The 26422-nt window shown below is 69.1% G+C and carries 14 protein-coding genes and 1 pseudogene; 2 read left to right on the top strand and 13 right to left on the bottom strand.

Going from position 1 to position 26422, the window contains the following annotated elements; genetic code table 11:
• Positions 1-295: 295 nt before the first annotated feature.
• Positions 296-547 (bottom strand): hypothetical protein, encoded by a 252-nt coding sequence (locus tag AB0I76_RS03435; RefSeq protein ID WP_357029347.1) that lies wholly within the window; start codon positions 545-547, stop codon positions 296-298.
• Positions 544-831, bottom strand: coding sequence for a DivIVA domain-containing protein (locus AB0I76_RS03430; RefSeq protein WP_357029344.1), 288 nt, complete (start codon positions 829-831; stop codon positions 544-546). Before AB0I76_RS03430 ends, AB0I76_RS03435 begins: the two co-directional genes overlap by 4 nt.
• A 322-nt stretch (positions 832-1153) precedes the next feature.
• On the opposite strand from AB0I76_RS03430, the gene AB0I76_RS03425 reads away from it, so the two are divergent.
• Together AB0I76_RS03425 and AB0I76_RS03420 are read left to right on the top strand one after the other, a co-directional pair.
• Entirely contained in the window at positions 1154-2044 is an 891-nt protein-coding gene (locus tag AB0I76_RS03425) for a helix-turn-helix transcriptional regulator (protein WP_357029341.1), read from the top strand.
• The gene (locus AB0I76_RS03420; RefSeq protein ID WP_357029338.1) at positions 2037-2252 is read left to right on the top strand and encodes a DUF397 domain-containing protein; all 216 of its coding nucleotides are present in this window, start codon (positions 2037-2039) and stop codon (positions 2250-2252) included. The genes AB0I76_RS03425 and AB0I76_RS03420 overlap by 8 nt, the downstream gene beginning before the upstream one ends.
• A 45-nt stretch (positions 2253-2297) precedes the next feature.
• Here AB0I76_RS03420 and AB0I76_RS03415 read toward each other — a convergent pair whose 3' ends face one another.
• The 11 genes and pseudogenes from AB0I76_RS03415 to AB0I76_RS03365 all read right to left on the bottom strand — a co-directional run.
• Complete coding sequence (locus AB0I76_RS03415) at positions 2298-4445, bottom strand: UvrD-helicase domain-containing protein (protein ID WP_357029334.1); 2148 nt, start codon at positions 4443-4445, stop codon at positions 2298-2300.
• A 121-nt stretch (positions 4446-4566) separates the two neighbouring features.
• Positions 4567-7110, bottom strand: a complete 2544-nt coding sequence (locus AB0I76_RS03410; protein ID WP_357029331.1) for a DUF262 domain-containing protein — start codon at positions 7108-7110, stop codon at positions 4567-4569.
• A gap of 93 nt (positions 7111-7203) precedes the next feature.
• The gene (locus tag AB0I76_RS03405) at positions 7204-8796 is read right to left on the bottom strand and encodes a serine/threonine-protein kinase (protein ID WP_357029328.1); all 1593 of its coding nucleotides are present in this window, start codon (positions 8794-8796) and stop codon (positions 7204-7206) included.
• Between the two features lie 42 nt (positions 8797-8838).
• A complete protein-coding gene (locus AB0I76_RS03400; protein ID WP_357029325.1) occupies positions 8839-10797 on the bottom strand; it encodes an N-6 DNA methylase in 1959 nt (652 codons plus the stop codon).
• Between the two features lie 2 nt (positions 10798-10799).
• The gene (gene drmC / locus AB0I76_RS03395; RefSeq protein ID WP_357029322.1) at positions 10800-11582 is read right to left on the bottom strand and encodes a DISARM system phospholipase D-like protein DrmC; all 783 of its coding nucleotides are present in this window, start codon (positions 11580-11582) and stop codon (positions 10800-10802) included.
• On the bottom strand, positions 11579-13474 hold the full coding sequence (locus tag AB0I76_RS03390) for a DUF1998 domain-containing protein (RefSeq protein ID WP_357029319.1): 1896 nt from the start codon (positions 13472-13474) through the stop codon (positions 11579-11581). Before AB0I76_RS03390 ends, drmC begins: the two co-directional genes overlap by 4 nt.
• Positions 13474-17310 (bottom strand): DISARM system helicase DrmA, encoded by a 3837-nt coding sequence (gene drmA, locus AB0I76_RS03385; RefSeq protein ID WP_357029316.1) that lies wholly within the window; start codon positions 17308-17310, stop codon positions 13474-13476. The genes AB0I76_RS03390 and drmA overlap by 1 nt, the downstream gene beginning before the upstream one ends.
• Positions 17310-21371 (bottom strand): type IIL restriction-modification enzyme MmeI, encoded by a 4062-nt coding sequence (locus AB0I76_RS03380; RefSeq protein ID WP_357029313.1) that lies wholly within the window; start codon positions 21369-21371, stop codon positions 17310-17312. Before AB0I76_RS03380 ends, drmA begins: the two co-directional genes overlap by 1 nt.
• Complete coding sequence (gene drmD / locus AB0I76_RS03375; RefSeq protein WP_357029311.1) at positions 21368-24490, bottom strand: DISARM system SNF2-like helicase DrmD; 3123 nt, start codon at positions 24488-24490, stop codon at positions 21368-21370. Before drmD ends, AB0I76_RS03380 begins: the two co-directional genes overlap by 4 nt.
• Before the next feature lie 189 nt (positions 24491-24679).
• A complete protein-coding gene (locus tag AB0I76_RS03370; protein WP_357029308.1) occupies positions 24680-25564 on the bottom strand; it encodes a hypothetical protein in 885 nt (294 codons plus the stop codon).
• Positions 25561-26422, bottom strand: a pseudogene (locus AB0I76_RS03365) (N-6 DNA methylase); the annotation flags it as partial. The gene AB0I76_RS03370 and the pseudogene AB0I76_RS03365, both read right to left, overlap by 4 nt.

Raw genomic sequence — 26422 nt, 5'->3', positions numbered from 1 at the left:
CGTGCGGGCGCGCCGGCGGCTGCGATCCGGTCCCGGCGGCCAGCGCCGCCCGCCGCGCCCGCAGGACCAGCCGGTTGCGGATCCGCGCGGGCGACAGGTCGAAGACGTTCATCGCCAGTACGTCCGCAGGCAGCGCAGGATGATCGAGTCGGCCCAGGCCGCCCGGGGGCAGGTGCCGTCGGCGCGGCAGTCCGGGCATTCCGGGTACGGGGATCCTCGGCAGGACTCCGCCAGTGCACCTCGACCACTCGGTTCGCCCGGGCGAGCTGGGCGCGCGACGAGGATCGGTGCTGCGTCAGCGGCGCGGGCGGCGGGAACACTCGCCGTCGTGGCCGTCGCGGAGAACGCAGCGCCGCCCGCCCGGCAGCCGAAGGTCACAGAAGACCCGGTGGCGAAGGAACTGCTCGTCCTCCTCGGAGACGGTCATCTCCCCCGGGTCCATCATCGGCAGGACGGTGATCCAGCGGCCGACGACCCGGGCCAGGCGCTGCGCGGCCGGCAGATCGGCGGCGACCACGGGTAGACGGATCACGTACCGCCCGCTCACCGGGCACCGCCCTGGGCCTGCTCGGACTGCCACCGGCGCAACGCGTCCTTGACGACAGCGGTCTCCTGCCGGCTCTGCGCGAGCGCGCCGTAGACGGCAGCCATATCGACGGCGACCCGGTCAAGGAACGCGTAGACCTCATCGGGGTTGAGACCGCGACGTCCGACGCGTGCCGGCGGGAAGCGGCGCTCGCGCACCTGCCACGGCAACAGACTGGGGTACGCGCGGGAACGGTACGTCGCTCCACCACTCGCCGGGAACGGCCTCTGGTTGCGGACGCTCATCTCTACTTGCCTTCCTGGTCGTGGATGGGTGGGTCCGCCCGCCCTGCCCGCACGGGCGGACCCACCCCGCCCGGACACCGCAGCTTCGATCAGCGGTACGGCGTCCGGGCTGCTCAGCGAGGGGTTCAGCCGGGAAGCGCGGCGGCCGGTTCGGGGGAAGACCCGGCCGCCGCGCTGTGGTCATCTTGTGACAGTCCGCTGTGGAGGCGCAACGTTTCACGCCGCGATTTCGCGGATGTGCATTGACTTTCTTTGCTGAAACCCGTAGACGTTGCAGGAGCAGGTCACGCAGTGTTGCGTCTTTAAACCAGGGAGTGTGCGGATGGCCGAGGACCTCGGATCGACGGTGCCGCGCCGGCAGCTCGGCCGGCTGCTGCGACAGTTCCGCAACGAGGCGGGCGTGACGCTCGACGCCGCCGCCGAGGCGCTGGAGTACAGCCGGCAGAAGATCTGGCGGCTCGAGTGCGGCATGGGCGCGGTCCGGATACTCGACGTCAAGGCGATGTGCGAGCTGTACGGAGTGTCGCCGGAGATGACCGAGGCGATGCGCGGCCTGGCGGCGGAGACGAAGTCGAAGGGGTGGTGGCACGCGTACGGGGACGCGGTGCCGAACTGGTTCGAGCTGTACGTCGGCCTGGAATCCGCCGCCGCCTACCTTCGCCGCTACGACGAGTCACTGGTCCCCGGCCTGTTCCAGACGCGTGAGTACGCGCGGGCGATCTATCGACTCGACCGCCCTCAGACCAGTGAGGAGGATCGGGAGCGAGCGGTGGAGGTCCGGCTGCAGCGGCAGTCACTACTGACGCGGCGACTTCCTGCCGCTCCGAAGGTGGCGCAGGTGCTTTCCGAGGCGGTTCTCCGTCGCACTGTCGGCGACGTACGGGTCATGATGGCTCAGCTCGACCATCTCATCCGCCTGTCCGACCTGCCGAACGTGTCCCTCAGGGTGCTCCCGCTGACGACAGGCCCTCAGCCCGGTGCCGTCGCCGGATCCTTCGTCATCCTCGACTTCCCGCCCACCAGAGGCGGCCGAGCGACTCCCGAGCCTTCCGTGGTCTACAGCGAGTCCCTCACCGGCGCGCTCTACCTCGACAAGCCAGACGAACTACAGGCGTACGAGGCCGTGTGGAAGGGCTTGGATGCGCAGGCGCTCGGTGAGGCAGAATCAGAAGACATGATCAAGCAGATCATCGGGGAGATGCGGCATGACTGACCTGACCGGCGCCGTCTGGCGCAAGAGCACCCGCAGCGGCGGCAACGGCGGCGACTGCGTCGAGGTCGCCACCAACCTCCCCGGCATCGTCGCCGTCCGCGACTCCAAGGACCCGAACGGTCCGGCACTGACCTTCACGCCCCGGGTCTGGTCCGCCTTCACGACCGCCGCCGAGAGCGGACTTCGAGCCGACCACGTCCAGTCGTGACCGCTACGACGATCGTCGCGTTCGCCGCGGTGACGGCGCTGGGCATCAGTCGCTGGCTGCGACCCCCAAGAACGGGCTAGGTGCACCGCTCCAGGAGACATGCAGGGCCTCCCGGGCTCGTGTGCTGGCGACGAAGAGCAGACAACGCTCGCGGAGCAGGTCGCTGTCGTGCTGCACCTGGTCAACTTCGGCTGGAGTGACCTCCTTCTCGAACGGCACGGCCCGGGCGGTGACCCCGACCATCGCCACGCAACGGAACTCCAGGCCCTTCATGGCGTGCATCGTCGCCAGTCGCACCCCGTCGACGTCCGCGCCCGGCTGGTCCCGCACCCGCACGGCCGGTACGCCGGCGGCGGTCAGCTCGTCGTACACCGGACCGAGGGTGGTGTTGAACCGAGCGCAGACCGCAATCTCGCTCGCGGCGACACCCTGATCCAGCCACTCCCGCACCCGCCTCACGAGTGCCGCAACCTCCGCCTGGACGTTGGGGTATCCCTGAGCGTGCGGTCGCTTGCCATGCAGGAGGGACCGGTAGCCGGTGAGGCTGTCTTCGCCGTCGCCGCCCAGGTCCTCGACCCGGGATCCCGTCAGCACCTTCGTCGACCAGGACAGAATCTCCTCGGTGCTGCGGTAGTTGATGCGCAACCGGCTGCTACGCCCGGCAACCGAGATGCCCAGGGAGCTGAGCGACACCCGGCAGTCGTAGATCCGCTGGTGCGGGTCGCCGGTAATGAACAGATCGTCGGGTCCGGGCACCGCCGCGGCACGAAGCACCCGCCACTGCGTGGGGTGAAGGTCCTGCGCCTCGTCCACCACCACGTGCCGGAAGCCGTGCGCAGCCAGGTCAGCGTGCTGCAGCAGGTCGGCCGCCCGCGCGCACACCTGGAGGTGGGTAAGGGCACCGGCGGCCGCCAGCTCCGCTGAGAACATCTCTACGGCGTCCCACACCCGGTCCCGCTGCCGAGGGCCCAGCGCCGTCCCTCTCCCCCGCCGGCTGACCTCCCGGTACGCCTCGCGGCTGCGGATGTCGTGTGCGAGGACGACGTGCCGGTATTCCTGGGCGAGGAACTGCTCGGGCCAGGGCAGGGTGAGCCGCCGGCACACCCGCCGCCAGACCTGCCGCTCGTCAACATCCCCGATGGGCGTGGGCACCCGCCCGCCAAGGGCGCGCACGGTCCGGTTGGCGAAGGCGTTGACGGTGGTCACCTCCACCCGCGCCAGCTGCTCATCGTCCCCAAGGAGCAGCGCCAGGTTCTCCCGCAGCGCGGCGGCCAGGGCGTTGGTGTACGTGGTGAGCAGTACCCGGCTGTCGGCGGAGCGGGACAGCAGGTGCCTGACCCGATGCAACGCGACCACAGTCTTGCCAGTCCCAGGACCACCGGTCACCTGCGCCGGGCCCTTGTACGACACCCGGTACGCCATCCGCCGCTGTGACGGGTGCAGGAACACCCGCCAAGCGGCGAATGGCTTGTCGAGGATCTCGGCCAGTTCGTCCGGCCGGGTGACCAGCATGATGCGGCTGCGGGTGTTGGCGATTGCCGCCCCGAGGCTTTCGCTGGGCTCCGGCGTGACCTCCGCCGGGCGGCGCTCAGTCACGACGTCCCGGTAGACCTCGTCCGGTGAGAAGCCCTCGGCGAGGTACTGCAATACCTCGAACTGGTCCTCCGGGAGCAGCATGCCGAACGCTTCCAGCTGTGGCTTGTCGACGATCGTCCGGACGGCTCGCAGCACCTGGTCGTCGATGCCGAGATGCCGGAGGACCGTGTCCGAGTGCTTCGCGAACAGCAGCATCGGAGCTTGTGCCGCCGCCTTCTCCAACGCCGGCGTGAGTTGCTCGAGGGCGACGACGTTGCGGACCTCCAGTGCCCGCGTCGCCGTGTTGACCGTGTAGAGGCGCTTCGCCGCCCATGTGTAGGCGCCGTCGTGTGGCACAACGTTCAGCAGCAGGAACGTGTCGCTGCCGTCGTCGGGTGCCAGCACCACTCCACGCCAGAAGTCGTTGATGCGGATGGTCCGCATCCTCGGGTCACGGGCGTTGTTCACCGACTCCAGGTGCAGGCCCTTGTCAGCGTGCAACTCGGCAATGGTCAGCTGCTGGAACTTCGCCATCGCCTTGCGTACGCCAGCCTTGATCGGCTTCTCCAGGACATCGAAGCTCTCCCAGAAGGTGTTGGCAAAGGCGAGCTGAGGCACGAGCGGACCTCCAGGGGTCAGGGGTCGACGGCGGTGGCACTACCGGCCGCGGCGAACGGGCCGATTTCCGCAGCGCCCCGGCCCGGGGGCGCTGTAGGACCGTAAGGGTCGGTGCGGGAGCTTAGATCATGATCAGCTCGTCCGAGGCGGGCGATTGGGCCTGGTCGTAGAACCAGCGCAGGTGGTCGAGTAGAGCGTCCCGGGCGTCGGAGTCGGTGAGGACGGTCAGCGGAAATCCGGGCCGAAGCGCAAGTTTGGCGGCGGCGATGTTCACACCCGGCAACTGGTTCAGCCGCTGGCGCAGCTCCTCCCGCACGGCGATGTCCCCGAACGGGGGCCGGACGCTCAGGTGCTGGAACACAACTTCGAACTTCCCGCTCGGGTAGATCGTCGCCGGCCAGATGTCGCCGAGTTCGTGCCTGCGGTCCCGGGCCATGAGGAAGCAGGAGGTCTCACCGCGGGTGCCGTAGAGGAGCGTCCCGCCGATCCCGGTCCAAGCCTCGAGTACGGCCTGGGTAGCGGTGGCGACCGCCGGTCCCTGCAGGGCGACCAACTGCTCGAGGAAGCGTGCGGCGTAGTCGACCTCATGGTCGGATCGCGGCCGAGGCAGGCGCTCGGGTAGATCATCCGGCGTCACCCCGGCAAGCTGCGCCAGCTCCTCGGTGCCGATCCGCTGGGCCACGGCCGCTTTGCCGTACTGGTCGAACTGCACGCCCTCGGCGCGCAGCAGGTCCCGCGGGTCGTCGGTGCGATTCGGGTCGGCCCAGCGGAAGCCCGGGGAGACCGTGCCCTCGACCTGCAGGACCCGATGGGCGTTCGGGACGGGGTGGTTGGCGAGCCGGGCACCGACGGGCACAGGAGCGGTGCCGATGAGAGCGGCCAGGTCGCCGTAGGTGGTCCAGGAGCCCGCGGGCAGTGCGGCGAGGGCCTTGTTCATCACGTCCCACGGCACCATCGACTGGTCGACCGCCTGCTCGGTGGGTCCCGGCCAGAGGGAGACGATGCGGTCTGCGAGGGCATCGGCCCGCGCGTGGATCTCGGGCCGGCCCCAGCGGTTCTGGGCGGCGATCTCCTGGTTGAGCATGATCCCGCTCTGCCGGAGTTGGACGCGCTTGACCGCGAAGGAGTTGTTACTGAGCTCTGAGTTGTAGCCGGTGAGGGTCAGGTTCCCCAGCGTGTGGACCAGGGCCTCGTGCGCCTCAGCGAGGTTCTCCTCTGGTCCGAGGTCAGAGGCGAGCATCTGCCGCCACTCGCTGGTGGGGGTCTGCGGCAGCACGTGCTCGATGGTCAGCGAGTCCGGCGCTACCGGCTCCTTGCTGCCGTATGACTCCTCCAGCCACCGCAGCACCAGGTTGCGCTGGTGCGGCCGGCCGTTGAGGTAGTACGGAATTGACCGGACGGCGACCCGGACGCTCTCGTCGGTGGCGTAGTACTTGCGACCGACCGACAGGTAGGCGTGCACGGCCTGGTCCACGGGAAGGTCACGGTTCATTTCGGTGACGACGGACAGCAGGATCCGATTGACGTTCGCGGTGGCCCGACCGATCACCAGACGACGGACGAAGAAGCTTTCCACGTACAGCATCGCCGAAGCGACCTCGGCGGACGTCGCGGTGCCGTGCTCACGCCGGTCCAGCAGGTGCAGCAGCAGCGGGTACACCGTCGTCGTGCCCCAAGCGCTCAGCCGCTCCAGCCGCCGCCGCACGTCGGGGTTCTGCTCCTCAGCAGGATGGAGGATCAGCCGGAGTAGAGCCCCGAGGCGGCTGAATCGCTGCACCTCCGCCTCGATTTCCTTCTCGGACCGCAGCTGCTCGAGGCGGGTCTGCTGAGCCGCGTAGATGTCGGTCTGCTTGACTCGCGGGTCGCGGTGTACCAGGTCGAGCCAGAAGAGCAACTCCAGCTCCGCCGATGTCAGCCGATTCTGCAGCGGCAGCCACAGGGACTGGTAGACCGTTTCGCCCCGGGTGGGCAGCCGCATGAACAGGTAGTTGCGCAGCAGGTCGCCCTGGGTGAGTTTCAAACCGGTGTTGTTCAACGACTCGAAGATCCGGTAGACGTTGTCCCCGGGTTGCGCGGTGACCGACACCAGCGCCAGGCCCGTGATGACGGCGCTCTCGATGCGCTCGATGTCCAGCGGGTCGTCCGGGTCGTCGGCCGCAGCGAGCTGGGTGGCGAAGAATTGGTAGGCGACACCGACGGGGTCGACGCCCCCGGCCTGGGGGGTGGATTCCAGACAGGCCACGTAGGCGTCCCGGTCGGCCTGGGTGGGAACCAGCTTCCAGCGGCGCTGCCCCTGCTCCCACGGGTTCGTCAGGTACTGCTGGTTGAGACGGTCGCGGTGCTTCGGGTCCTCGTGCTGCGCCCGATAGTCCCGAATGGCGCAGAGCAGGATGGTCAGGCTGGTCAGTCGCTGCTGGCCGTCGACCACCAGAAACTCGGCGAGGCCCGCCGGACCGTTCGCGGGGCTGGGTGCGAGCACCAGCGAGCCGATGAAATGCGTGGCGCCCGGGTTGTCTACACGGTCCTCTGCGAGCTTACGCACGTCCTCCCACAGTCGCGTCAACTGCGCCTTCGTCCACGAGTAGGTGCGCTGATACAACGGCACCTGATACTGCTTCGTCCCCTCCAACAGACCTTGAAGCGTGGTCTCCGCTGCCGCGACCATCCTCAACCCCCTCCAGTTCGGACCGGCGCAGAGCCGGCAAGGAAACACTGTGACGTGCGACAAGCAACTGCGGTCCGCCGAGAGGCGGCGTGTTCATCGAGAGTCGGGCGGACGCAGTCCAGACAACAGGTCGGCGATCTCCCGAGCGCTGGGGTGGGTGGCGCTGTGCAGCCGGGTCAGGTCCGCCAGGAGGCCGCCCAGGGTCTGCTCGGCGGCGTGCCGCTGACCAGCACCGAGCTGGAGCAGACCGATCTGGCGGCGCAGCTCCAACGTGCGTGAGTCATCCGCGCCAAACGCCTCGGTCTCGTCCTGCACGAGTGCGTCGAGCTGCCGCAACGCCTCGCTGGTCTCACCGAGGAGCGCGCGGCACGTGGCGCCTCTCAGCCGACAGTGCAGCGCGAGATCAACACGACGGCCCTGCGTCTGGGCGACATCCTGGGCGAGTTCCTCGTACGCCGGCCCGGCCCGCCGGTAGTCGCCTTCTTCGAAGAGCGCGTCGGCCAGTTCGAGCCGGGCCCGCACCACGTCCTCGTCGGCGCCGCCGAGGGCGGTGATCGCTGGCGCGACTGCGGCGGCGAGGACCTCTGCGGCCTGACCGTAGCGGGACGACCCGACCAGCCGACCGGCTTCCGCTCGGGCACGCCGCAGCTCCGACCGTCCGATACCCGACGTCTCGGCTGGCCTCCGCTGGGGCGGTGCGGGCGGATTCGCCCCTTCGGTGCTGACCGCGGACGGCAGGATCGGTCCGGCGGGTAGCACCGCGGGGGCCGAGGTGAACACACGCCCCAGCATCGAGCCGTACATCCGGGTAGGGCTCACCGTCGACGGCATGTCAAGGACGCCCGGCAGTGGACCGAGGTCGGTGGCGAAGGGCAGGAGGCGGTTGAAAACGGCGTGAGCAGTCGCCGGCCGGTCCTCGGGCTTCTTCTGCAATAAATGCAGCAGCAGTTCCTCGAGGCCTGCGGGTACGTCGTCCCGTACGCTGCGAACCGGCAGCGGCTTGTGACTGACCTGCTTGCTCCACACGTCGTACGAGGTGGACCCGGTGAAGAGCCGCTCCCCGGTCAACATCTCGTGCAGGGTGCAACCCAGCGCGTAGAGGTCGGTGGCGGGGCCACTGATGTTGGTCTCGATCTGTTCGGGCGCCATGTAGGCCGGCGTGCCGGGCGGCAGACCGGTGGCGGTGATCTTCGAGAAGTCGGAGAGGGTAGGCGCTGCGGCGAGTCCGAAGTCGAGCACCTTGACCGCACCGTCGGGCTGGAGCATGAGGTTGCTCGGCTTGAGGTCACGGTGCACGAGCGAGGCCTGATGTGCGGCGGTGAGGACCGCACAGACCTGGGCGGCGATCCCGGCCGCCCAGCCGATGGGCAACGCACCCTGCTCGGCGACCAGGTCGGCGACGCTGATGCCCTTGATGCGCTGCATTACCAGGTAGGGGCGACCCTCGTGTGAACCTACGTCGTACACAGCCGGGACGCCGGGATGCTCGAGGCGGGCCGTGATCCGCGACTCGCGGACGAACCGGCGGATGTAGTCCTTGTCCTGCTCGCCGTTGGGGAAGCGGATGAACTTCACCGCCACGTGCCGGTCCAGTTTGGTGTCGTGCCCCAGCCACACCTCGCCCATGCCGCCACGGCCGATGGGCAGGTCATCCAACTCGTACCGGCCATTGATCAGCGCCCCCACCGCACCAACCCTCCCCGTTCCCGATCCCCCAGCATGCGCAGGCTAGTCCTTTACCGACGGGCGCAGCGTCCCGTCGCTGAGACCGACGAACCCCCGCTCGACGAGTTCCTCCCCCAGCGCCGTCGCCTCCCGCAACCGGGTCTCGAACGCCATCAACCGCCGGAACGCCGTTCCTATCCGCCGCTGCTCCGACAGGGGCAGCCGAGGCAGGCGGATCCGACGGATGTCGAGGCGGCCCGCGATGGATGAACCGCTGGAACCCGAACCAGGCCGAGCGGCCCGCAGGAAGCCGGCCAGGAAGTACGGATCCACCTGCTCCGAGTCGACCCGAAGCAGGTAGAGCCGCGGGCCGAGCAGCGGGCCGCCTTCGCAGACGACTTGGACGGCGGATGCTTGTGGCGCGAGGGGTGTCACCACGTCGCCTGCCCTGAGGGTGACCGCGCCGGGGAGGGGCACGGCCGTCCCGGATGGCGGACTCCCGCGCCGTACGTCCCGGGCGGTGAGCACCGGCACGGGTCCGTCCTCGGCCGTTCCCATCTTCATCGGCGCCTGCCGGATCGTGACCGCGCCCGCTCTGACCAGCTCGCCGACGGTGGTCATCACCGGGACGTCGGGCGACGGCGCGTCGGTCAGGTCCGGCAGTGTCGGCACCAGGGCGTCGACCGCATTGCTCAGCGCCGCCCGCACGGGTGGAAACGCGGACGGTGGCGTGCCGGCGGCGGCGAGGTGCCGTGCCGGAGAAAGGTCGACATCGTCATCCAACAGGTCGATGATCGGCACCGCCCGGCTCTCGGCCGGCAGCTCGGACCCGGCGCAGAACGCCACCCATGCCTGGACGGCCCCTGCTGGTTCGGAGCACGCATCGACCATGAGTACCTCGTCGGGACGCCGCGCACCGTCGGGACGCTGCATCAGCCACACGTCCGGTGCCACCGTCCCGGCCGGCCCGGTCGCCGGCAGGCAGATCACCGCGCGAAACGCCCCGGCTCGGAGCAGGTTGCTCCTGATGCGCCGGCCCGAACGCCGGCTGGCGGCAGCGCCCGGCATGAGAACCGCGACCCGGCCGCCGGGCCTGACGTGCCGGAGGCAGTGCTGTACCCACGCCAGTTCCGGTTCGCCCCGGGGCGGCAGGCCGTACTCCCAACGCGCATCGCCGGTCAACTCGTCATGGCCCCAGGACCGGTCCGCGAAGGGCGGGTTGCACACCGCCGCGTCGAACAACTCCCCGTCGTACGCATCGGCTCGCAGCGAGTCCGACACGGCGACCCGGGCGTCGCCGGCGTGTAGCAGAAGCCTGGCGGCCGCGATGCGGGCGGCCGTGCGGTTCACCTCCTGTCCTCGGAATTTGCGGACACGGCTGTCGGCAGCGGCGAGCAGCAGGGTGCCGATCCCGCAGGCAGGGTCGAGAAGCGTCTCCGCCTCCGACGCGACCAGCGCCGCCATGAGCGAGGCGAACGCCGCAGGCGTGACGGTGTGCCGTCGGGAGTGGACCTCCAGGTAGCGCTCGCAGAGGAAGTCGAAGACCGCGCGGGGGCCCTCCAGGTCGGCCGCTTCGGCGGCCAGCCGCACGATGGTCACCGCGTCCATGTCCGGCAGGTCGGTGACCAGGTGCGCGAACTCCGGGACGGCCGTCGCCCTCGCGTCAGCCAGGCGACTCCGCACGATGTCGTCCGGCTGGTCCGCGAGGGTCTTCCAGCCCGCCGGATCCCGCTCCTGATAGACCAGGAAGCCACCGAGGTAGCCGATGCGGTCGCCGAGCTCCAGGTCGGCCGCCGCACCGCGCAGCAACTGCCAGACCCGGTCCACCGCCGTCAACTGGAACGGCTTGTCGTGCCGGGTCAGCCACGCCTCAACCTCGCTCAGCGCAAACAGCGGGCTCGCCGAGCTGCCGCCAACGGGCGGCGGGAAATCGGGGAAACGCCGCCGCCAGTTACTGACCGCGGCTCGCCCAACTCCCGCCAGCCGGGCGATGTCGCCAGCGGCAACGGTGGCCCCCTCCACGGTCACCACCCCTGCCCGGCGCGCCTCAACCGTGTCAGCACGCCACGGCTCTGCAGCTCCGCAATGTGCTCGGCGGCACGCTGCGGCGCCGTGCCGCCACGCACGAGCAGCCCGGCTTCGATGTTGCGGCTGACGCCCGACTGCGTCAGGTTGGCGCTGGACACCAGCAGCACGCGGCGGTCGGCTACCGCGATCTTCGCGTGCATCTTGGCGTGCTCCTCGGTCCGCCGCTCAATTCCCCAGTGCCACAACCGAACTCCGGGCACGCCTGCGAAGGCGGCGGCGGGTTCCGCCCCGTTCAACGCGCCGCCAGCACCGGCCAGCGTCTCGACCACGACGGACACGGCGACACCGCGGGCGACTGCCGCAGCCAGTGCCGCCATGAGCGGCGGGTAGGACTTTGCCGAGTACGTCATCAGCAGCAGCTCGGTCTGAGCCTCCGCGACCAGGTCGACCAGCACCTGGGCGGTGGCGCGAACCGGCACCGGGTGGGTGCTCGGACCGCTCCACACCGACTCAATCCGAACCGTCGCCGACCGCTGCGCGTGCCCGGCGGCCAACCCGCGCAGGTAGGCCGACGCCTCCACGTCCGGCAAACCCGAAGCCCGCTGCGCGGCCAGTACGGCACCGGCCGCCTCGGCGAAGCCCGGCACCGGTACGGCATGCCGGACGGCCTGCTCCGGCGAGCCGTCGCCGAGGCGGTCGGCCAGCACCCGCAGGTGTCCCGGGCCGAGCCGGTGCACAGCGGCCTCGGCCGCCGCCTCGAACGCCGGGTGCCAACTCACGGCAGCTCGGGGAAGAGCGCCAGGTCCGGCTTGTCGATCGGTACGACGAACCGCCGGTCCAGGAACCGGTTGCCGCGCTCGCAGGTCGTCTCGGAGACGAAGAGGCAGACGTGGCAGGCGGCCCCGTGCAGGAAGTCCGCCGGATCCTGGGGCAGCCGTTCGGCGCAGAGCGGGTCCGACGAGCAGTGCATGGCGTCGGCCAGCGCCCGCCGGGTGAGCCGGACCAGCGAGTCGGGCTCGGCCAACGACACCAGCCCGCCGAGGGTGCCCTCGGCGTCCGGCACGGCGGTGTAGATGAGGATGCCGGCGCGCTGCGGGTCGGCCTCTGTGCCCGAGTAGATCCGTTCGGAGAGACTCGCTGAGCTGTAACCGCACTCCAGGGCGATGGTGCGGATCAGCAGGTGCGACAGGGTGTGCAGGGCGATGTAGCGCTCGCCCGGCCAGAGGTGCATCGGGTCGAACGGTCCGGCGATGCGACCGGAGTAGCGGTTCTTGCGGAACCGGGCGTACGCGTCCCGGTGTTCCTGCATGACCTCGGTGTACTCGATCCGCTGCTCCCAGGCGGCGAGCAGGTCCTCGGGCAGGCGCAGGAAGATGCCCTCTCCGCGTACCTCGCTGGCCGGCACCCAGGTCGCCGCCCCCTTGGACAGCGACGCGCGGGTGACGAGGTCGGGGTCTTCCGGGTCGGGCGAGTCGAGTCGGGTGAAGCCGACCAGCGCGCGCACCTCGCGTAGCCGTTCGGCCTGGATCACATCAGCGTAGACGTTCTTCAGCTCGCCAGGCACACCGTCGGGGTCGCGGCGGAGGGTGAAGTCGTCCGTTGCCGGCGGCAGCTGCCCGGCGGAGAAGATCTCCCATTCCGGCGTACGCAGGTCGGGGTAGCCCTTCTCCTCCTCGCCCTTGGCGCCGGTGCGGTGCCGCTGGATCGCCGCCCAGATCTCCTGGTCGCTCCACTTTTCCAGCTCACGGAACGCGGGCACGACCGTCCGCAGGTACGGCAGCATGTCCACGTTGGGAACCCCCTCCAGGGCGGCCCAGTGCTGTTCCACCTTGGCCTGTAGTTCGCTCGCGCCGGTGCGCGGCACCGCCAGTGCGGAGAGGGTCTGCGCGAACCACTGGTTGGACGCGCCGACGACCAGGAGCTTCAGCTCGGCACCGCCGCAGCCCTTCGGGTCGAAGTCGCCGAGGTGCGGCCGGCGGCCACGGCAGCGGGGAAGCTTTTCCGCGCCTCGGGGACCGAGGACCTCCTTCATGTTGCGGCGGGCACCGCAGGGGGCGCACTTGATCTCGACGTTGGCGCCCAGATTGCCGCCACGGTCGTCCATCTTCAGCTTGGGATGGCTGGCGTTCGGGCAGGCGCCGCCCTGGTGGACGAAGTGGGCGTACGGGAAGTCGTCGAGGTGACCGGCGGTGCAGGCGAGCACGAACCGGGCGCCGACCGCCATCGGTCTGCGCCCCGACTTCTTGCGGCTGCACACAGTGTGGAAGAAGCGGGCCTCGTGTGGCTTACGCGGCTTGGAGTTCTCGAAGCCGAAGACGTTCGAGTCGATCGGCGCCAGGTCGTCGCAGGCCGTGCAGCGCAACCATCCGGGAAATGGCGTGATCGGCACCCCGACGCGGCCGGCCGGGCCGGTCGGCTCCCGGTCGGTACCGTCCAGCCACGGCGCCGGACGCAGTTCCTTGACCGAACGCAACCCCAGCGCCCGCACGGCGGCGAGCAGCCGGGGCTCCACGATCTCCTCCCACTGGGGCACAACCGAGTAGTTCCAGTCGTCGAGCCCTCGGACGAGAACGGAGAAGTTGGGCAGGTCGACGATCGAGCCGACGCCGGTGGTGAACATCAGGTGGCTGGGGCGGACGGCACCGACCCGCCGGAAGTAGTTGGCGGCCATCAGTTGCCCTTCCCGGTCAGCGTCGATTCGCCGAGCTCATCCCCGTCGGGCAGATCCTCATCCCGTTTACCGTCGGTCTGCGGGCCGAAGGACCACTCCGGCGTCCCGTACTGCGGGTTGAAAATTTCCCCGCCGGCAGGCAGCACCAGATTGATCTCGTTCTCGGTCTCCCGCATGGACTGCCCGACCGTCAGGCCGGTCCATCGCCCGCCACCGGCCACGGTCAGCAGACCATCCAGCTTCTGCTGCTTGAACGTCCCCTCGGAGTAGCCGAGACGGGACGAGCCGGTCTTCTTCTTGTTCCAATCGTCGCGGAGCCGGTTGATCCGCTCCTGGAGGTAGTCGCGCCCGCGCGTCCCACTGATCGCCTCGGCGCGAGCCAACAGCCGGCCGATGACCCGCTGCACCTCCGGACCGTCGAGCGGCACGTCGTGGGCGTCGGTGTTGCGGGAGAAGCTGTCCTCGCCGTTGCGCACGGCCGCGACGAGGGTCGCGGTGGTGCCCCGGTCCAGCGCCCGCCGGGTGTACGGGGTGACCGAGAGCGCCTCCACCTGACGGTAGAAGGTCGCGTGGTAGTACTCGAAGTCCTCGTAGTGGGCCAGGTCCCGCGGCCTGGTCCAGTTGTAGAGGGTGACCACCAGACCGGGCCGCTTCGCGTCGCGGCCGACCCGGGAGGAGGCCTGGATGTACTCGGCGGTGTTCTTCGGCTGCCCGGTGACGACCATCAGGCCGAAGCGGGACACGTCGACGCCGACCTGGAGCATCGAGGTGGCGAGCACCGCGTCGACCGGTACCCGGTTCTCGTCCTGCCGGCGGTAGAAGCTCTGGGTGACCGGGTGCAGGGACAGCTTCGGATTCGACGCGGTCTTGGCCTTGAACGCGTCCCGCATGTCCTCCATCACCGCCCGCCGTCGGGCAGAGGTGTCGAGTTCCGGGTCGAAGCCGTTCTCCAGCCGCTTGAGCACCTCGCTGATGTCGGCGGAGGAGACCCGGGAGGTGAGTTCCTGCACGTTGAGCATTTGGGTGCCGGCGATACGGTCGGAGAGGCCCTTGCGCCGGCCGTGGCTGCGGACGCGGGTGGTGACCTGGTCGTCGAGGAGACGGCGCATGCCGGCCAGTTCGCGGGTGGCGCTGAAGTAGCCGACGGTGGTCATGTACGGGTCGGCCGGCTGGCCGTACGTGTCGAAGAGGGTCTGCCCGGCGATGAGCAGGATCTCCGAGAGGCGGATCTCCGCTGACTTCATCCGGACGCCGTGCGCGCAGACGCCCAGGTAGCGGCGGCCGGGGTTCTGCACGGTGACCGGTACCTGCCGACTGAAGAACGTATCGGTGATGTCGATGACCGGCGGCGGGAAGACGGCGAGCTGTCGGCCGAAGACGCCGAGCACCTGCTCCCGGGCCCGCTTGGTGGTCGCCGTGGACGCCACGATCTTCGGCCCGGCCTCGCCGCCGCCCGGCAATGACCAGGTGCAAAGCTGGTCGACGGCCGCTTCGAACAGGCCGACAATGGTGCCGAGCGCACCGGAGATGAGGTGCAGCTCGTCCTGGATGATCAGGTCCGGCGGGCGCAGCCGGACGACCGGCTCACTGGTGACGGCCGGCAGCTTGCCCTTCTTGTTGTGCCGAGCCCCGCAGCCGGTCTTCGCGTCGAGGTCGTCGTGCCGGAAGCCGTGTCGGGGGCAACGCTCCCGGACCCGGCCGAAGAGCATCCCGGCGAAGCCCCGCCAGGGCAGCTGCGCGAGCTTGTCGACGGTGGCGATGACGAGGCTGGGGGCGTACCGGTAGATCTCCTCGTCGATGGTGAGGATCGGCAGGCCCTCGGCGGAGCGGGTCCGGGAGAACGGGCAAGCGTCCGCGCCTTCGGCCTCGGGGCAGAAGACCAGGACCCGTCGCTCGTCCTCGCGGACGGTCAGGTCACGCTCGGCGCGCAGCTTCGACCCGCACCACGGGCAGCTCAACGTCTGCAGGACGTTGGTGAACTTGCCGTTGCCGACCTCGCGCGCCTCCGCGATCTGCTCGGAGGCCTCGGTGAACCAGTTCGGTGACACCCCGCCACCGACCCAGAGCCCGATCCGGAACGGCTCCGCACCCCAGGTGCGCTCCGCCTGCCGACGCAGCACCTCGGCGGCGCAGACCAGGGCGGCGGCCCGCTGGAACTGCTGCGCGGTGAGCAGCCGCAGCGTGTACCGCATCAGCACGGCCACACCTCCCGCGCCGCTGCGGGCGTCCGCACCGGCACCGACCACGCCCTGAAGACGACGGATCGCGAAGGTGAAGGCGGTCAGCCCGAGGTAGGCCTCCGTTTTGCCACCACCGGTGGGGAAGAAGAGCAGGTCGACAGTGGCATCCCGGTCGGCGGCCCGCTCCGGATGCGCCGGGTCGGTGATCGACGGCAGATTCAGCAGTACGAACGCAAGCTGGAACGGACGCCAGGAGGCGGCCGCGGCGCCGCGCGCGTCGATGGCGGCCCTGGCTGCTGCGTACGACAGGCCCTGCTCCTCGCGGAGCCGGGCCACCTCGCTGTGTCGACGTTGCAACGCCATCGCCTCGTTGGCGAAGCGGAAAGCAGCGATTGCCTCGGCGTGCTTCTCATTTTCTGGATCGGTGAGCAGCGCGATGCCGGCCCGGATCCGCTCGGCGGCCCGGCGCGCGTTAAAGACCGCGGTCACGGCGGCCGGGCGCAGCGGCTCCGGCAGGCCGGGGATCTTGGCCTCTTCGTCGTCCAGCCAGTCCTCGTACCCGTCGGCCAGCGGCGCGAGCCGGGTCCGGAGCCGGTCGATGTCGGCGGTGGCGAGGGCGTCCATCGACAGTTCCACGCCCGCCAGGCCGCTGTCCGCGCCGACTTGGGCGACGGTCGCCGGCACGTTGTGGGTGGGCAGCCAGGTGGTGGCGAGCTGGTACGCGCAGCGCTCGCCCTCGCGCACCGATGGGTGGACGGCGACGTTGCGGCCGGAGGCGTAGCGGCGCTGCGACCGGTAGAGCAGTCGCAGGTGCGTCTCCTCCAGGTCGTCACCAACGCCCTGCACCCCGTCCATCGGGTCGTCGATCGGCAGGAAAACGGCGGCGGCGCCGTCCAGTGCGGTCACCGTGAGGGCGGCCTGGAACAACCAGGCGGTGTCACCGTTGCTGGTCGCCTCCAGCTGGGTGTTGATCAGGGCGAGCTGCACGACCCGACTGCCGTCGCGTGGCCGGACCTCGACGGCCAGGTGCACGCCCGGATCGTCCTCATTCGCCACCGTCAGCGGCATCCGGTAGGACGACTCACTGTCGAGGCGAACCTCCTTGCGGTACGACACCGGCTCGCGGTACCAGACCCGGCGCTTCTTGCCCTTCTCGTCCTCGGACTCGCGCAGGTCGTAGCGACCCCAGTCGGCGGTCACGGTCAGGACGTCGATGTCGCCGGGAACGGCGAACGACAGGCCCATGGAGGACGCCCACATCTTGCCCAGGTTCTGCGGGGTGACCACCTCGGGCAGCTCGGCCTCCGCTCCGTCGCCCTGGACGGCGGCGTCCACGTCCGCCACCTCGGCCGCCTCTCGGCGGTCGGAGCGCGGGCGCTGCTTCGGGCCGAGCATGCCGACGAGGTATCGCTCGCGCGGGCCCATCGCGCCGGGCCGGAACTCCTCCCGCTCCCCATCCCACGGCCCGAGCAGGTCCCGCCCGATCAGCTCCTCCAACTCGTGCCGCACCTGGTAGGAGGTCGCGTCGGGAAACGTCTGGGGTACGTCGAGCGGCGGGATCAGGGCGGGCTGGTCGGCATCGTTCCTACCGGACAGCGTTAGCGCCTGCTGCTCGCCACGAGGGTGCGGGAAGAGGCCGCCCTGCACGTCGACCATCAGAACAACGTCCCTTCGGCGGCCTTCGCCTTACGGCCGGCCTTCTTGTCGTGCAGGCCTTTGGCAACTTCCTCGGCGTAACGCTGGTGGTTCAGCTCCAACAACCGGTCGAGGATCTCGCGCTGCAAGGCAGGGCCAACCGTGTAACGGGTATAGGCCCCGGCTTTATGGAAGCCGTGGTCGAGGCCTTGGATGACCAGATCGTCCCACCCGTAGGCGCGGCAAACCGCCTCGTCAATTGCTCGATGGACCTGCCGCAACTCCACGATGTCCTCGTCGTGGCACGTCAAATCAGACACCAGGTTGTACGTCGACGTAAGTCCGGCTTGCCGGCTTAGCATCACGTCGCGTCGGGTCACGTCAAGTCGGTCACCCAAGTATCGCAGCCCAGGAGTCCTTCCAGGCAGAACCATCGTTGCAAATACGTCGGTTGGGGAGTAGCTTAAATCCGCTTTCATTGTCGAGCTATATTTGGTCGCCCAACAATAGTGCAGGCTACTGGATAACAAGGCCAGCATTGCAGGATCATCGTCAGCAAAAACGACTGTCTTGTGAGAGTAAATCTGCCCCGTCGGCATCATCACCGGCATCACCGTCCTGCTAACCTGCGCCAGAACGATAATCCTATCCAATCCGGCGATTGCCTTCCTCAAAGCAGGTCGAGGAAGGAAGAACTGCCACCAACGCTCTCGAACGCTCTTGGCATACTCAGTCTTCCGCTCCCGTTCAGGCCTTACAAGTTTCTCGACCTGCTCATAGCATTCCCTATACTCTTTCGCTCGCGACTCCGGCCAGTCGTTGAAGTCGATGATCCACCTTCTGGCACTAAGGTCCGGCCGGGAGTTCAGATCCTCGCCGCTGAGATAAGGAAATATGACCTCACGGTACCGTGAATCCTTCTCGATCAACTCGGAAGCCCGCTCAGGGCTCATGGTGAATCCGAGACTAAGAACGTTGGCGCCCTGGAAGGCCACCCCTTCATTGCTCTTCAGACGGTGCGGGTTACCAACAACACGGGATTCAGGATCCAATGAAGGTGTAATACCCAGAACACTAGAGCCGTCCAAAACGCGTTCGGCGTCCACGCTAAGCTGCGCGCGACTGGTCCAAACCGCGCAGTACTCAAGGGATACAGACCTCGACGGCCAAGGTGCACTCTTGATCGCTTTCCGGAGATTGACACCTCCAGCTACAGCCTGGTCCAAACCCACCCTCCGACTATCCCCCTGGGTCAGGGTATTGGTGGCGATAATTCCCAGCTGAGCGGAAGGGTTGAGCAGATTGTGAGCATGCAAAAAGAAGTAGGCGACGAGGTCGCCTGTGCCCCTCGTTCCCCTAACTCCGCGGCCTAGAATCTCGACGAGGTAATCGCGGTAGGCCTCCCCCACCGCCGGCTTCAGCTTCAACCCCCCAAGGAAGGGAGGATTACCAATAATGGCATCGAATCCAGACTTCTCAAAGACTTCCGGAAAAACCAGAGGCCAGTGCAGGGGATTACGCCCAAAGGAGCCTTCGACGGAGTCGATCGTTAGCCAGAACTTCCTCTTCTCTTGAGAGGGCCGTTCGTCTTGACCCGCTGCTACATCGCTGGCCAGCTTCGCCGCCTCGACCGATCCCGCTTGCAGCCCTTGGTCCCCCTTTCCCGCGTTCGCGAGCGCCGCCCCGACTACCAAGTCCGCGAAATGACGAAGTTGTACAGCCTTCTCCTGTGCACTTTGAAGCAGGTCACGCTTCCTTGCTAGCGCTCCCATGGGGTCGCCGCCCAATTCGATCTGACCGATTTTGCGGCGGTCCTCGGCCACCTCCTTAACGAGCGACCTGATGCCCGACGTCCAATCGAAGATGCCGCCCTCGTGAAGCTCTCGGCCCTTCTTCGGGTCCATATGCATGTATTCGAGCTGTTCGATCGAGGTAATGCCGAGCAGCGAGTCTCCGGCGACCAAGCGGTCGTCGAGGAAGGTGAAGGGGCGCTGCGGGTCCATGGAGACCAGCCAGAGCGACAGCTTGGCCATCTCCACGGCCATGGGATTGATATCCACCCCGTAGAGGCAGTGCTCGATGACCTGCCGCCGGGCCTCGACCACGAGCGAGTCCTCGTCGGCATCCACCGGCCGATCCACCACACGCTGCTGGTAGGCAAGCGCCAGCTCGTCGCCCTCCCGGGACCACGCCTCGATCAGGTGCGCACCAAGGTAGCGAGCCGCGGCGACCAAGAACGCCGCCGAACCCATCGCGATGTCGGCGACCTTGAGGGAGAGAATCTCCTTGCTGGACTTCGGCTTCCACTGTGACTTGTCGGCCGTCTGCAACGGCCCGGGCTCGTAGACCAGCGGCTCGAGTGCCCCCTCGACCACCTCTTCGGCAAGGAAGCGCGGCGTGTAGTGCGTCCCAGTGTTGCGGCGCAGAGCCGACTCGGTGACGAAGAGCGCACCGGGCAGGATCACCACGGGCAGGCCGCGCAGGTCCTCACGGATGACCCCGACGAAGGGTAGCAGCCGCTCGGAGAGCGGGTAGTCGCCGCTGGTGACGGCGAGCAGCTTCTTACGGGCCTCCTCGCGCTCCACCCCGTCCAGCGGTGTCAGCCGCTTGGTCAGCGCCGCGACCGACCCAATCTTCGAGTCCTTGTACTTTTCGGCGAGCGCCTTGGCCAGCCCTGGTACGTCGGTCGCGCGCTCGCCCAGAGCCTCCAGGTCGGCGAGCGCGACCTCCTCCTCCAGCCCTTCCTTGCCGATCAGTCCGACGGTCACGTCCTCGGCGCGGAAGCCCTCGAAGGAGAGCAGGCCCTCGTAGACGTACCCGATCTGTTCGACGTCGAGGGCACGGAAGCTAAGAGTGCGGCGCTCCCGGGATCGACCGGTGCCGATCTCGACGTACTGCACGGCGCGCAGCATGTGCAGCACGGTGCGGTCGTCGATGGTCAGCGGCAGCCACGGGGTGGCCTCCGGGTCGAAGAGCGAGCCGTCGTGGCCGTGCATGGTGAGCCGGGGGTGGTCGACGCCGCGGTAGACGGCGTTGAAGAGGGCGAGCAGCCGGTGCCAGGCGGCGGAGCTGTGCTCCAGGTCCTCCTCGCTGCCCTCGATGACCCGCTGCTCCAGCTCGGCGCAGAGCCGCCCCGCCGAGTACGCCTTCACATACAGCTCGTTGTCGGCGGGGAGCAACTTGCGCTCCTCGGCGAAGAGCAGGAAGACGATCCGCATCATGACGGAGACAGCGCCCCGGTAGACATCGTGCGCGTCGACGTCCTGCAGGCCGCGCCCGCCGAGTTCGCGGTCCCGCACGTCGGTGCGGCCCATCGCGGCCACCAGCAGTTCGACGGCCTGTCGGACCTGCACGCCGAGCGCCTCGGTGATCTCCTCCTGGCTGCCGAGGCTGGCTCGCAGCAGCGGCACCAGCCGCTCGGCATCGGGGACGCCGAAGAACCGGTGCCGGGACAGCAGCGAGACGAACGCGCGGACCACGTCGCGTTCGGCCGCCTCGGGCCACGCCACGGCGTCGAAGACGGCAGTGGTGGTGACGCCGCCGCGCGGTGCCCAGACCAGCGTCCACCAGCGGCCGTCGGTGACCAGACCCAGCTCGATGTTGTGGTGGCGGCACAGGTGGGCGAGCCGGTCGACCGGGGTCGCCGCCCATGCGGAATCACGAATCCGGGCGGTCGGCTGGCTGCCGGCAGGGCAAATCATGCCGAGCATTCGTACGCTGTCGGGCTTGATCTCCTCGCCCGGCTCCACGAGTGCGAACGACGGGCGCAGCTCGGTGTCGTGCTCGGCGACGGTGTGCCCGAGCGTGTCGAGTTCGTCGGTGTGCAGGGTGTCGCCCCAGCCGAGCAGCTCACGCAGCACGTACCCGATCCAGGGCTGCTGGCCCGCGGCGGTGTCGGCCTGCCAGGTGGCGTGTTCCTGGCGCAGCCGTTCGCGGGTCTTCTTGTCGAGCGCGTCCAGGGTCGGCCAGGTGGCGCGGAGCACCGGCAGGCTCAGAAACGGGCCGCTGACCTCGACCAGGCTCAGCCAGTTGCGGTGCTGCTCGGCGCCGTCGGGCGCGGGACGTCGGAAGGTACGGCTCATCGGATGGCCTCCCGCTTCGGCACGACGAAGACCACGGCCACCGGGAACCGGTGCGGCTTCGGGTCTCGGTAGCGGGCCGCGACGGCCGCGAGTTCGCGGTCGCGCTCGACTTCCAGGGCCGACAAGCGTTCCTCCCAGGATTGACGATCCTTGCGGTACTGCGCCAGTTCTTCCTTGCTCTTCGCGGCGACAGCGACGCTGAACAGGGCGTCCTCGGCGTCGTCGTCGGCGAGCGCACCGCGCAGGGTGGTGGCGAACTGGTCGAGGTTGTCGATGATGCGCTGCTGCTCAGCTGCCTGCCGCTGGTCGAGCTTGCGCTTCAGGGACTCGTGGCGGGTGGCGGTGCGCCAGTCAATGGCGGCGAGCAGGCCGTCGGCGACGCGGGGCCAGCGCTCGGCGAGTCGGGCCTCAACCAAACCGGAGGCCGCGCTGCCGGTGGTGATTGCCCGGTCGAGGATGCCGCCGAGGGTGCCGAGGTTGTCCAGCCGGCGGAACCGGCCGTGCTCGGGCGCCCAGCCGCCGGCATAGAGGACCTCCTCGTGCAGCCGCACGCCGTCGGCGCCGACCAGCACGAACCGGGAGTACGCCCCGACCAGCACGTCCTCCAGTGCCGGGTCGTCGCTGACCACGGCGGTGACCCGATGCAGCCCGATGTCCGGGTTGGAGACGGCGGCGCGCAGCAGCCGGGTCGACATGGCGACCAGCGGGTGGTTGAGGTGGGCGAGCACGATCTCGTCCTGCCCCTTCGCCACCGCCGGCTCGAAGGTGACCGGCAGTTGTCGGGGCGGCTCGTCGTCGCGCTGCAGTTTCGCAGTCAGCCCGGCGGCAGCCCGCTGCCAGGAACCAGTCAGCGGCGGGACGGTGTAGAGGCCGTTGACCAGGTGCCGGTCGTCGATGTGCCGCTTCAGCGGCTGCTGACGGGCCAGTTCCAGCGCCGTGTCAACGACGCGCTTGACGGCTGGCGGCGTGATGCCGAGTTCCTCGACGGTCTTGTCCAGCTCCGACCGGAGCCGGACGACCTGCTCGCGCAGGTTGGCCTCGGTGGGCAGGCTGCGGGTGCTCTTGGCCTTGCCCGCCTTGTCGATGTCAACGGTGACCTGCTCGCCGAGCATCCGGCGCTGCACGGCCTCGGCGAGCACCGCATTCACCGAGCCGAGGTCGGCCTCCATCCGGGCCACCTTCGTGGCGACCCGGGACAGGAACTCCAGGTCCGCCTCGTAGGAGTCGACGGCCTTGCCGAAGCCGCTGCCCACGAAGTGCTTGATCTCGGGCGCGATGGTCTGGCCGTACCGGTCGACCCGGCCGATGCGCTGCTCCAGCTTGTTGGGGTTGAACGGGATGTCGTAGTTGACCAGTCGGTGGCAGTACTTCTGCAGGTCGATGCCCTCGCTGGCGGCGTCGGTGGCGAGCAGGATGCGCACCGGCTGCTTCGTCGGGTCGGCCTGGAAAGCCAGCCGCAGCTGCTCGCGCTCGTCGGCGGGCGTACCGCCGTGCAGCAGCACGAGCTCCTGGCCGGCCAGGCCCTCCTGGCGGAGCAGCTCGGCCAGCCAGATCTGGGTGTCGCGGTATTCGGTGAAGACCACGACGCGCTCGTTGGTCCAGTGCCGGCCGTCCGGCTTGCAGACCGCGCCGAGGTAGGTGATCAGCTCCTTGGCCTTGGCGTCCGGCAGCGCCGCCTTCCCCTCGGCCCACTGGTGCATCTTCTCCAGCAGGGCCATCTCGTCGGCGGTGGCGTCGGGCTGCATGGCCCGGGTCCGGCCGAGCGCGTCGTCCTCGGCCTCGGCGAGCTGGTCGTCGGCGTAGGTGGCGACGTCGTCGAAGAAGTCCTCCATCCACTCCGGCACGTCGTCGTCGGCCGGCAGGACGGCGGGCGCCTTGCGGCTGCGCAGGGTTTCCAGGTAGACGCCGACAGTGTGCGCGAAGGCGGCGGGGCTGGAGAAGAGCCGCTTCTTGAGCAGCAGCGTCACCAGGTCAGTGGCCTTGCGTCCCCGCTGGGAGTGCAGCCGCTTACGTCGCAGCTCGGCGAACTCGGTGAGCAGGGCGTGGATCTGCCGCTCGCTCTCCGGGTAGGTGACCGGGATCGCGGTGGCGACCCGCTCCACGAAGCGGGGCTTTCCGTCGGCGTCCGTGACGTCGCGCTTGAGCCGCCGGACGACCGTGTCCCGCACCGCGGACTGGTCCGGCTCGACGCCCCGGGCGAACCGCTGGTTGTCGAGGATCTCCAGCAGCGCGGTGAACGACGCCTGGTAGCCGTTGTGCGGGGTGGCGGAGAGGAACAGCCGGTGGGTGAAATGCGGTGCCAACCGCCGGATCAGCTTGGTCTGCTGCGAGTCGACCGCGTAGACCTGCTTGGGGGCTGCCGGGGCGACGTGGTGGGCCTCGTCGAGGATGAGCAGGTCGAAGGTACGCGGGTAGGTGGGGCCGTCGGCGGGAAGCACCTCGTCGAGCAGGCGCTGCGCCTTCTGCCCACGTAGCCAGGGCAGGCTGATGATGCTCAGCGAGTAGACCTCGAACGGGTTCGCCGCCGAGCCGTGGGTTCGGCGGACCGTGGCGCAGCGTTCGGCGTCGATGATGGTGAAGTCGAGGCCGAACTTCTCCGCCATCTCGTCGCGCCACTTGAGGGTAAGACCGGCCGGGCAGACGATCATGATGCGCCGGGCCCGCTGGCGCAGCAGCAGCTCCTGGGCGACCAGGCCAGCCTCGATGGTCTTGCCCAGGCCCACGTCGTCGGCGAGCAGCAGGTTGACCCGCGGCGCGTCGACCGCACGGGCCACCGGCTCCAGCTGGTAGTCCTCGATCGCCACACCGGAGCGGAACGGCGACTGCAACGTCTTCACGTCGGCGGAGGTGACCGCCGACCAGCGCACGGCGTCGAGGAAGGCGGCCAGCCGCTGCGGCGAGTCGAACTTCCCCTCGATGACATCGGGCAGCGAGCCGCTGGGCAGCACCTGGCGCCCCGGTTCGACCTCCCAGATGACGTCCAGGTGGTGGCCGTAGCGGCCATCCTCGACGCTCTGCAGGCTGACCAGGCTGCTGTGGTCGCCCTCCTGCACGTCGCTGACCACCCAGCGCTGGCCCCGTACCGCGACCAGGTCACCGATTCCCGGCTTTGCCGTCATGGCGCTCGGCATCTTTCCCCCATTGCTGGTTCGCCCCACACGAATCCGACCCGCACCGTACGCCCGTACTGACACGGTCGCAGTCCACCGAAAGGCTTGTTTGTTCACTTCACAGGCTCGCGGGACAGCAAGAGGATCCTCCCGCCGGCGTCTCGTCAATCGGACCGGTCAGTCAGGTACGCGACACTGTTAGCCGCCGGGTCCGTTGCCGGACTCGCCGCGGAAGAGCAGCAGCTCCACCAGCTCCGGCGTCCATCGCTCTCCGGACGCCGACAGCTGCACGGCGGCCCGACACATGAAGGCCCGGTACACCTGATAGCGGCGGGACGACCAGCGTGGTCCTCGCCAGAGCCACCGGGCTGCGGGGCCGTTCACCGCATAAGCTTCACCAGTGCGTCGCTCCCAGAAGCACCGCATCTGCCGCGCAAGCCGCTTGTCCAGAATCGGTGCCAGGCACCGCTCGTCGTCCGTCCTGATGGCGAAGTGAAGGAACTTCGTAAAGAAGGCGGGCCCAAATCCGGGGATACGCTTGCGTTCCAACAACAACTGGTAGGCGTCACGGCCGCCCTGGTCGTCGAGGACCTGGACGGCAGCAGCCAGCCGGTTGTCGATCTCGCCGGGGGACAGCCCGGGAAGAGGCCCTCGGCCGTTCAGGATCCAGGAGAGCCGGGCCGGGCCGAAACCACGCTTGCCCCAGCCCCAGGCGAAGGAGGTGACCAGCAGCGGCAGCCAGGCTCCGCTTCCGCGGCACTCGCGCGCCACGTCCGTCACCGCACGTCGGCTCAGCGGCATGCACGCCTGACCGTCGGTCTCGAAGGGCAGGTACTCGGCGAACCTGGCCCAGCGTGCCGGCACAACGTCGATCGCGTGCCTGTCGACCAGTTCCTCAGCGCTGAGTGTCCCACCCCCACACCGTGCCTCCCACTCGCGGCGCTGCCCCCTGAGCCAGTCCTGCTCCTCGGCGGTGAGGCCGCCCTCCACCACGCCCCTGTCGTAGTCCGACGCGTCGCCAGGAAGCACGTTCCGGTAGTCGCAGGGCTGCTCCCCCGCCGGGTCGTTCGGGTGCGCAATCACTTTGCACCGCCCTCGGGGCGAAGTGTGCCGGCAGCCAGGCCGTCCGCGGTGAGTCGCACCAGCTCGGCGCTGAGCGACCCCACCTCCGCGACCGCCGACTCGAACTTGAGCAGACGCTGGAACGCCTCGCCATGCGCCCGCTGCTCCGCCAGTGGCAGCCGCCGGATCTGGGCCCGCCGGACGTCAATCCGGGTGCCGGACAGGCTCGTCGTCTGCTTGTCATTGGCCGAGCTGCGCAGTTGCCCGGCCAGGAACCACGGATCCAGCGCGGCCGGGTTGGGACGCAGCAGGTAGAGGTGACCGCCTAGGAGCATCCCGGCCGAGGTGATCACCCGAGACATCAATTTCTGCGCCGCGACCGGCACGACCACGTCCCCGGCCAGCAGCGGAACGCGTTCCGGCAGCCTGCCGTCGTCCCGCCCGGATGCGTCGACACCGGCCACCACGTCCCTGCCGGTCAGCACCAGGTCACCCTCCCGGTCAACTGGCGGGCCACCCTCGGCTGCACCGGACGCGGCCCGGATAGGGCCGATCAGCTGTAGGGCACCGATGCGGGCCAACTCGGCGACCGAGAGGGTGTCTGGCACCGTCGTGTCGGCGGGGACCGGCGTGACCTGCGGCATCAGCGCCGCCAGGTCGCCGACGACAGTGGCCAGCCGCTCTCTGGTGCGTACCAGTTGCTCTCCCGACGCCTCGCCCCTGACGGCGGGTTGCCGGCGCGCGGGGGTGAGGTCGACGTCCTCGTCGAGCAGCTCGATCACCGGGACCGCGCGGGCGAAGCCGGCTGCCTCGACGTCGCCGTCCGGGGCGGCGTCGAAGGCCCGCCAGGCGGCCAGCACGCTCGGCGCGACCTCGGCC

This window comes from Micromonospora sp. NPDC049799 (assembly GCF_040656655.1).
Taxonomy (GTDB): Bacteria; Actinomycetota; Actinomycetes; order Mycobacteriales; family Micromonosporaceae; genus Micromonospora.
Note: the sequence above shows the minus strand (reverse complement) of the source record. Positions and strands in the feature narration are given on the sequence as shown.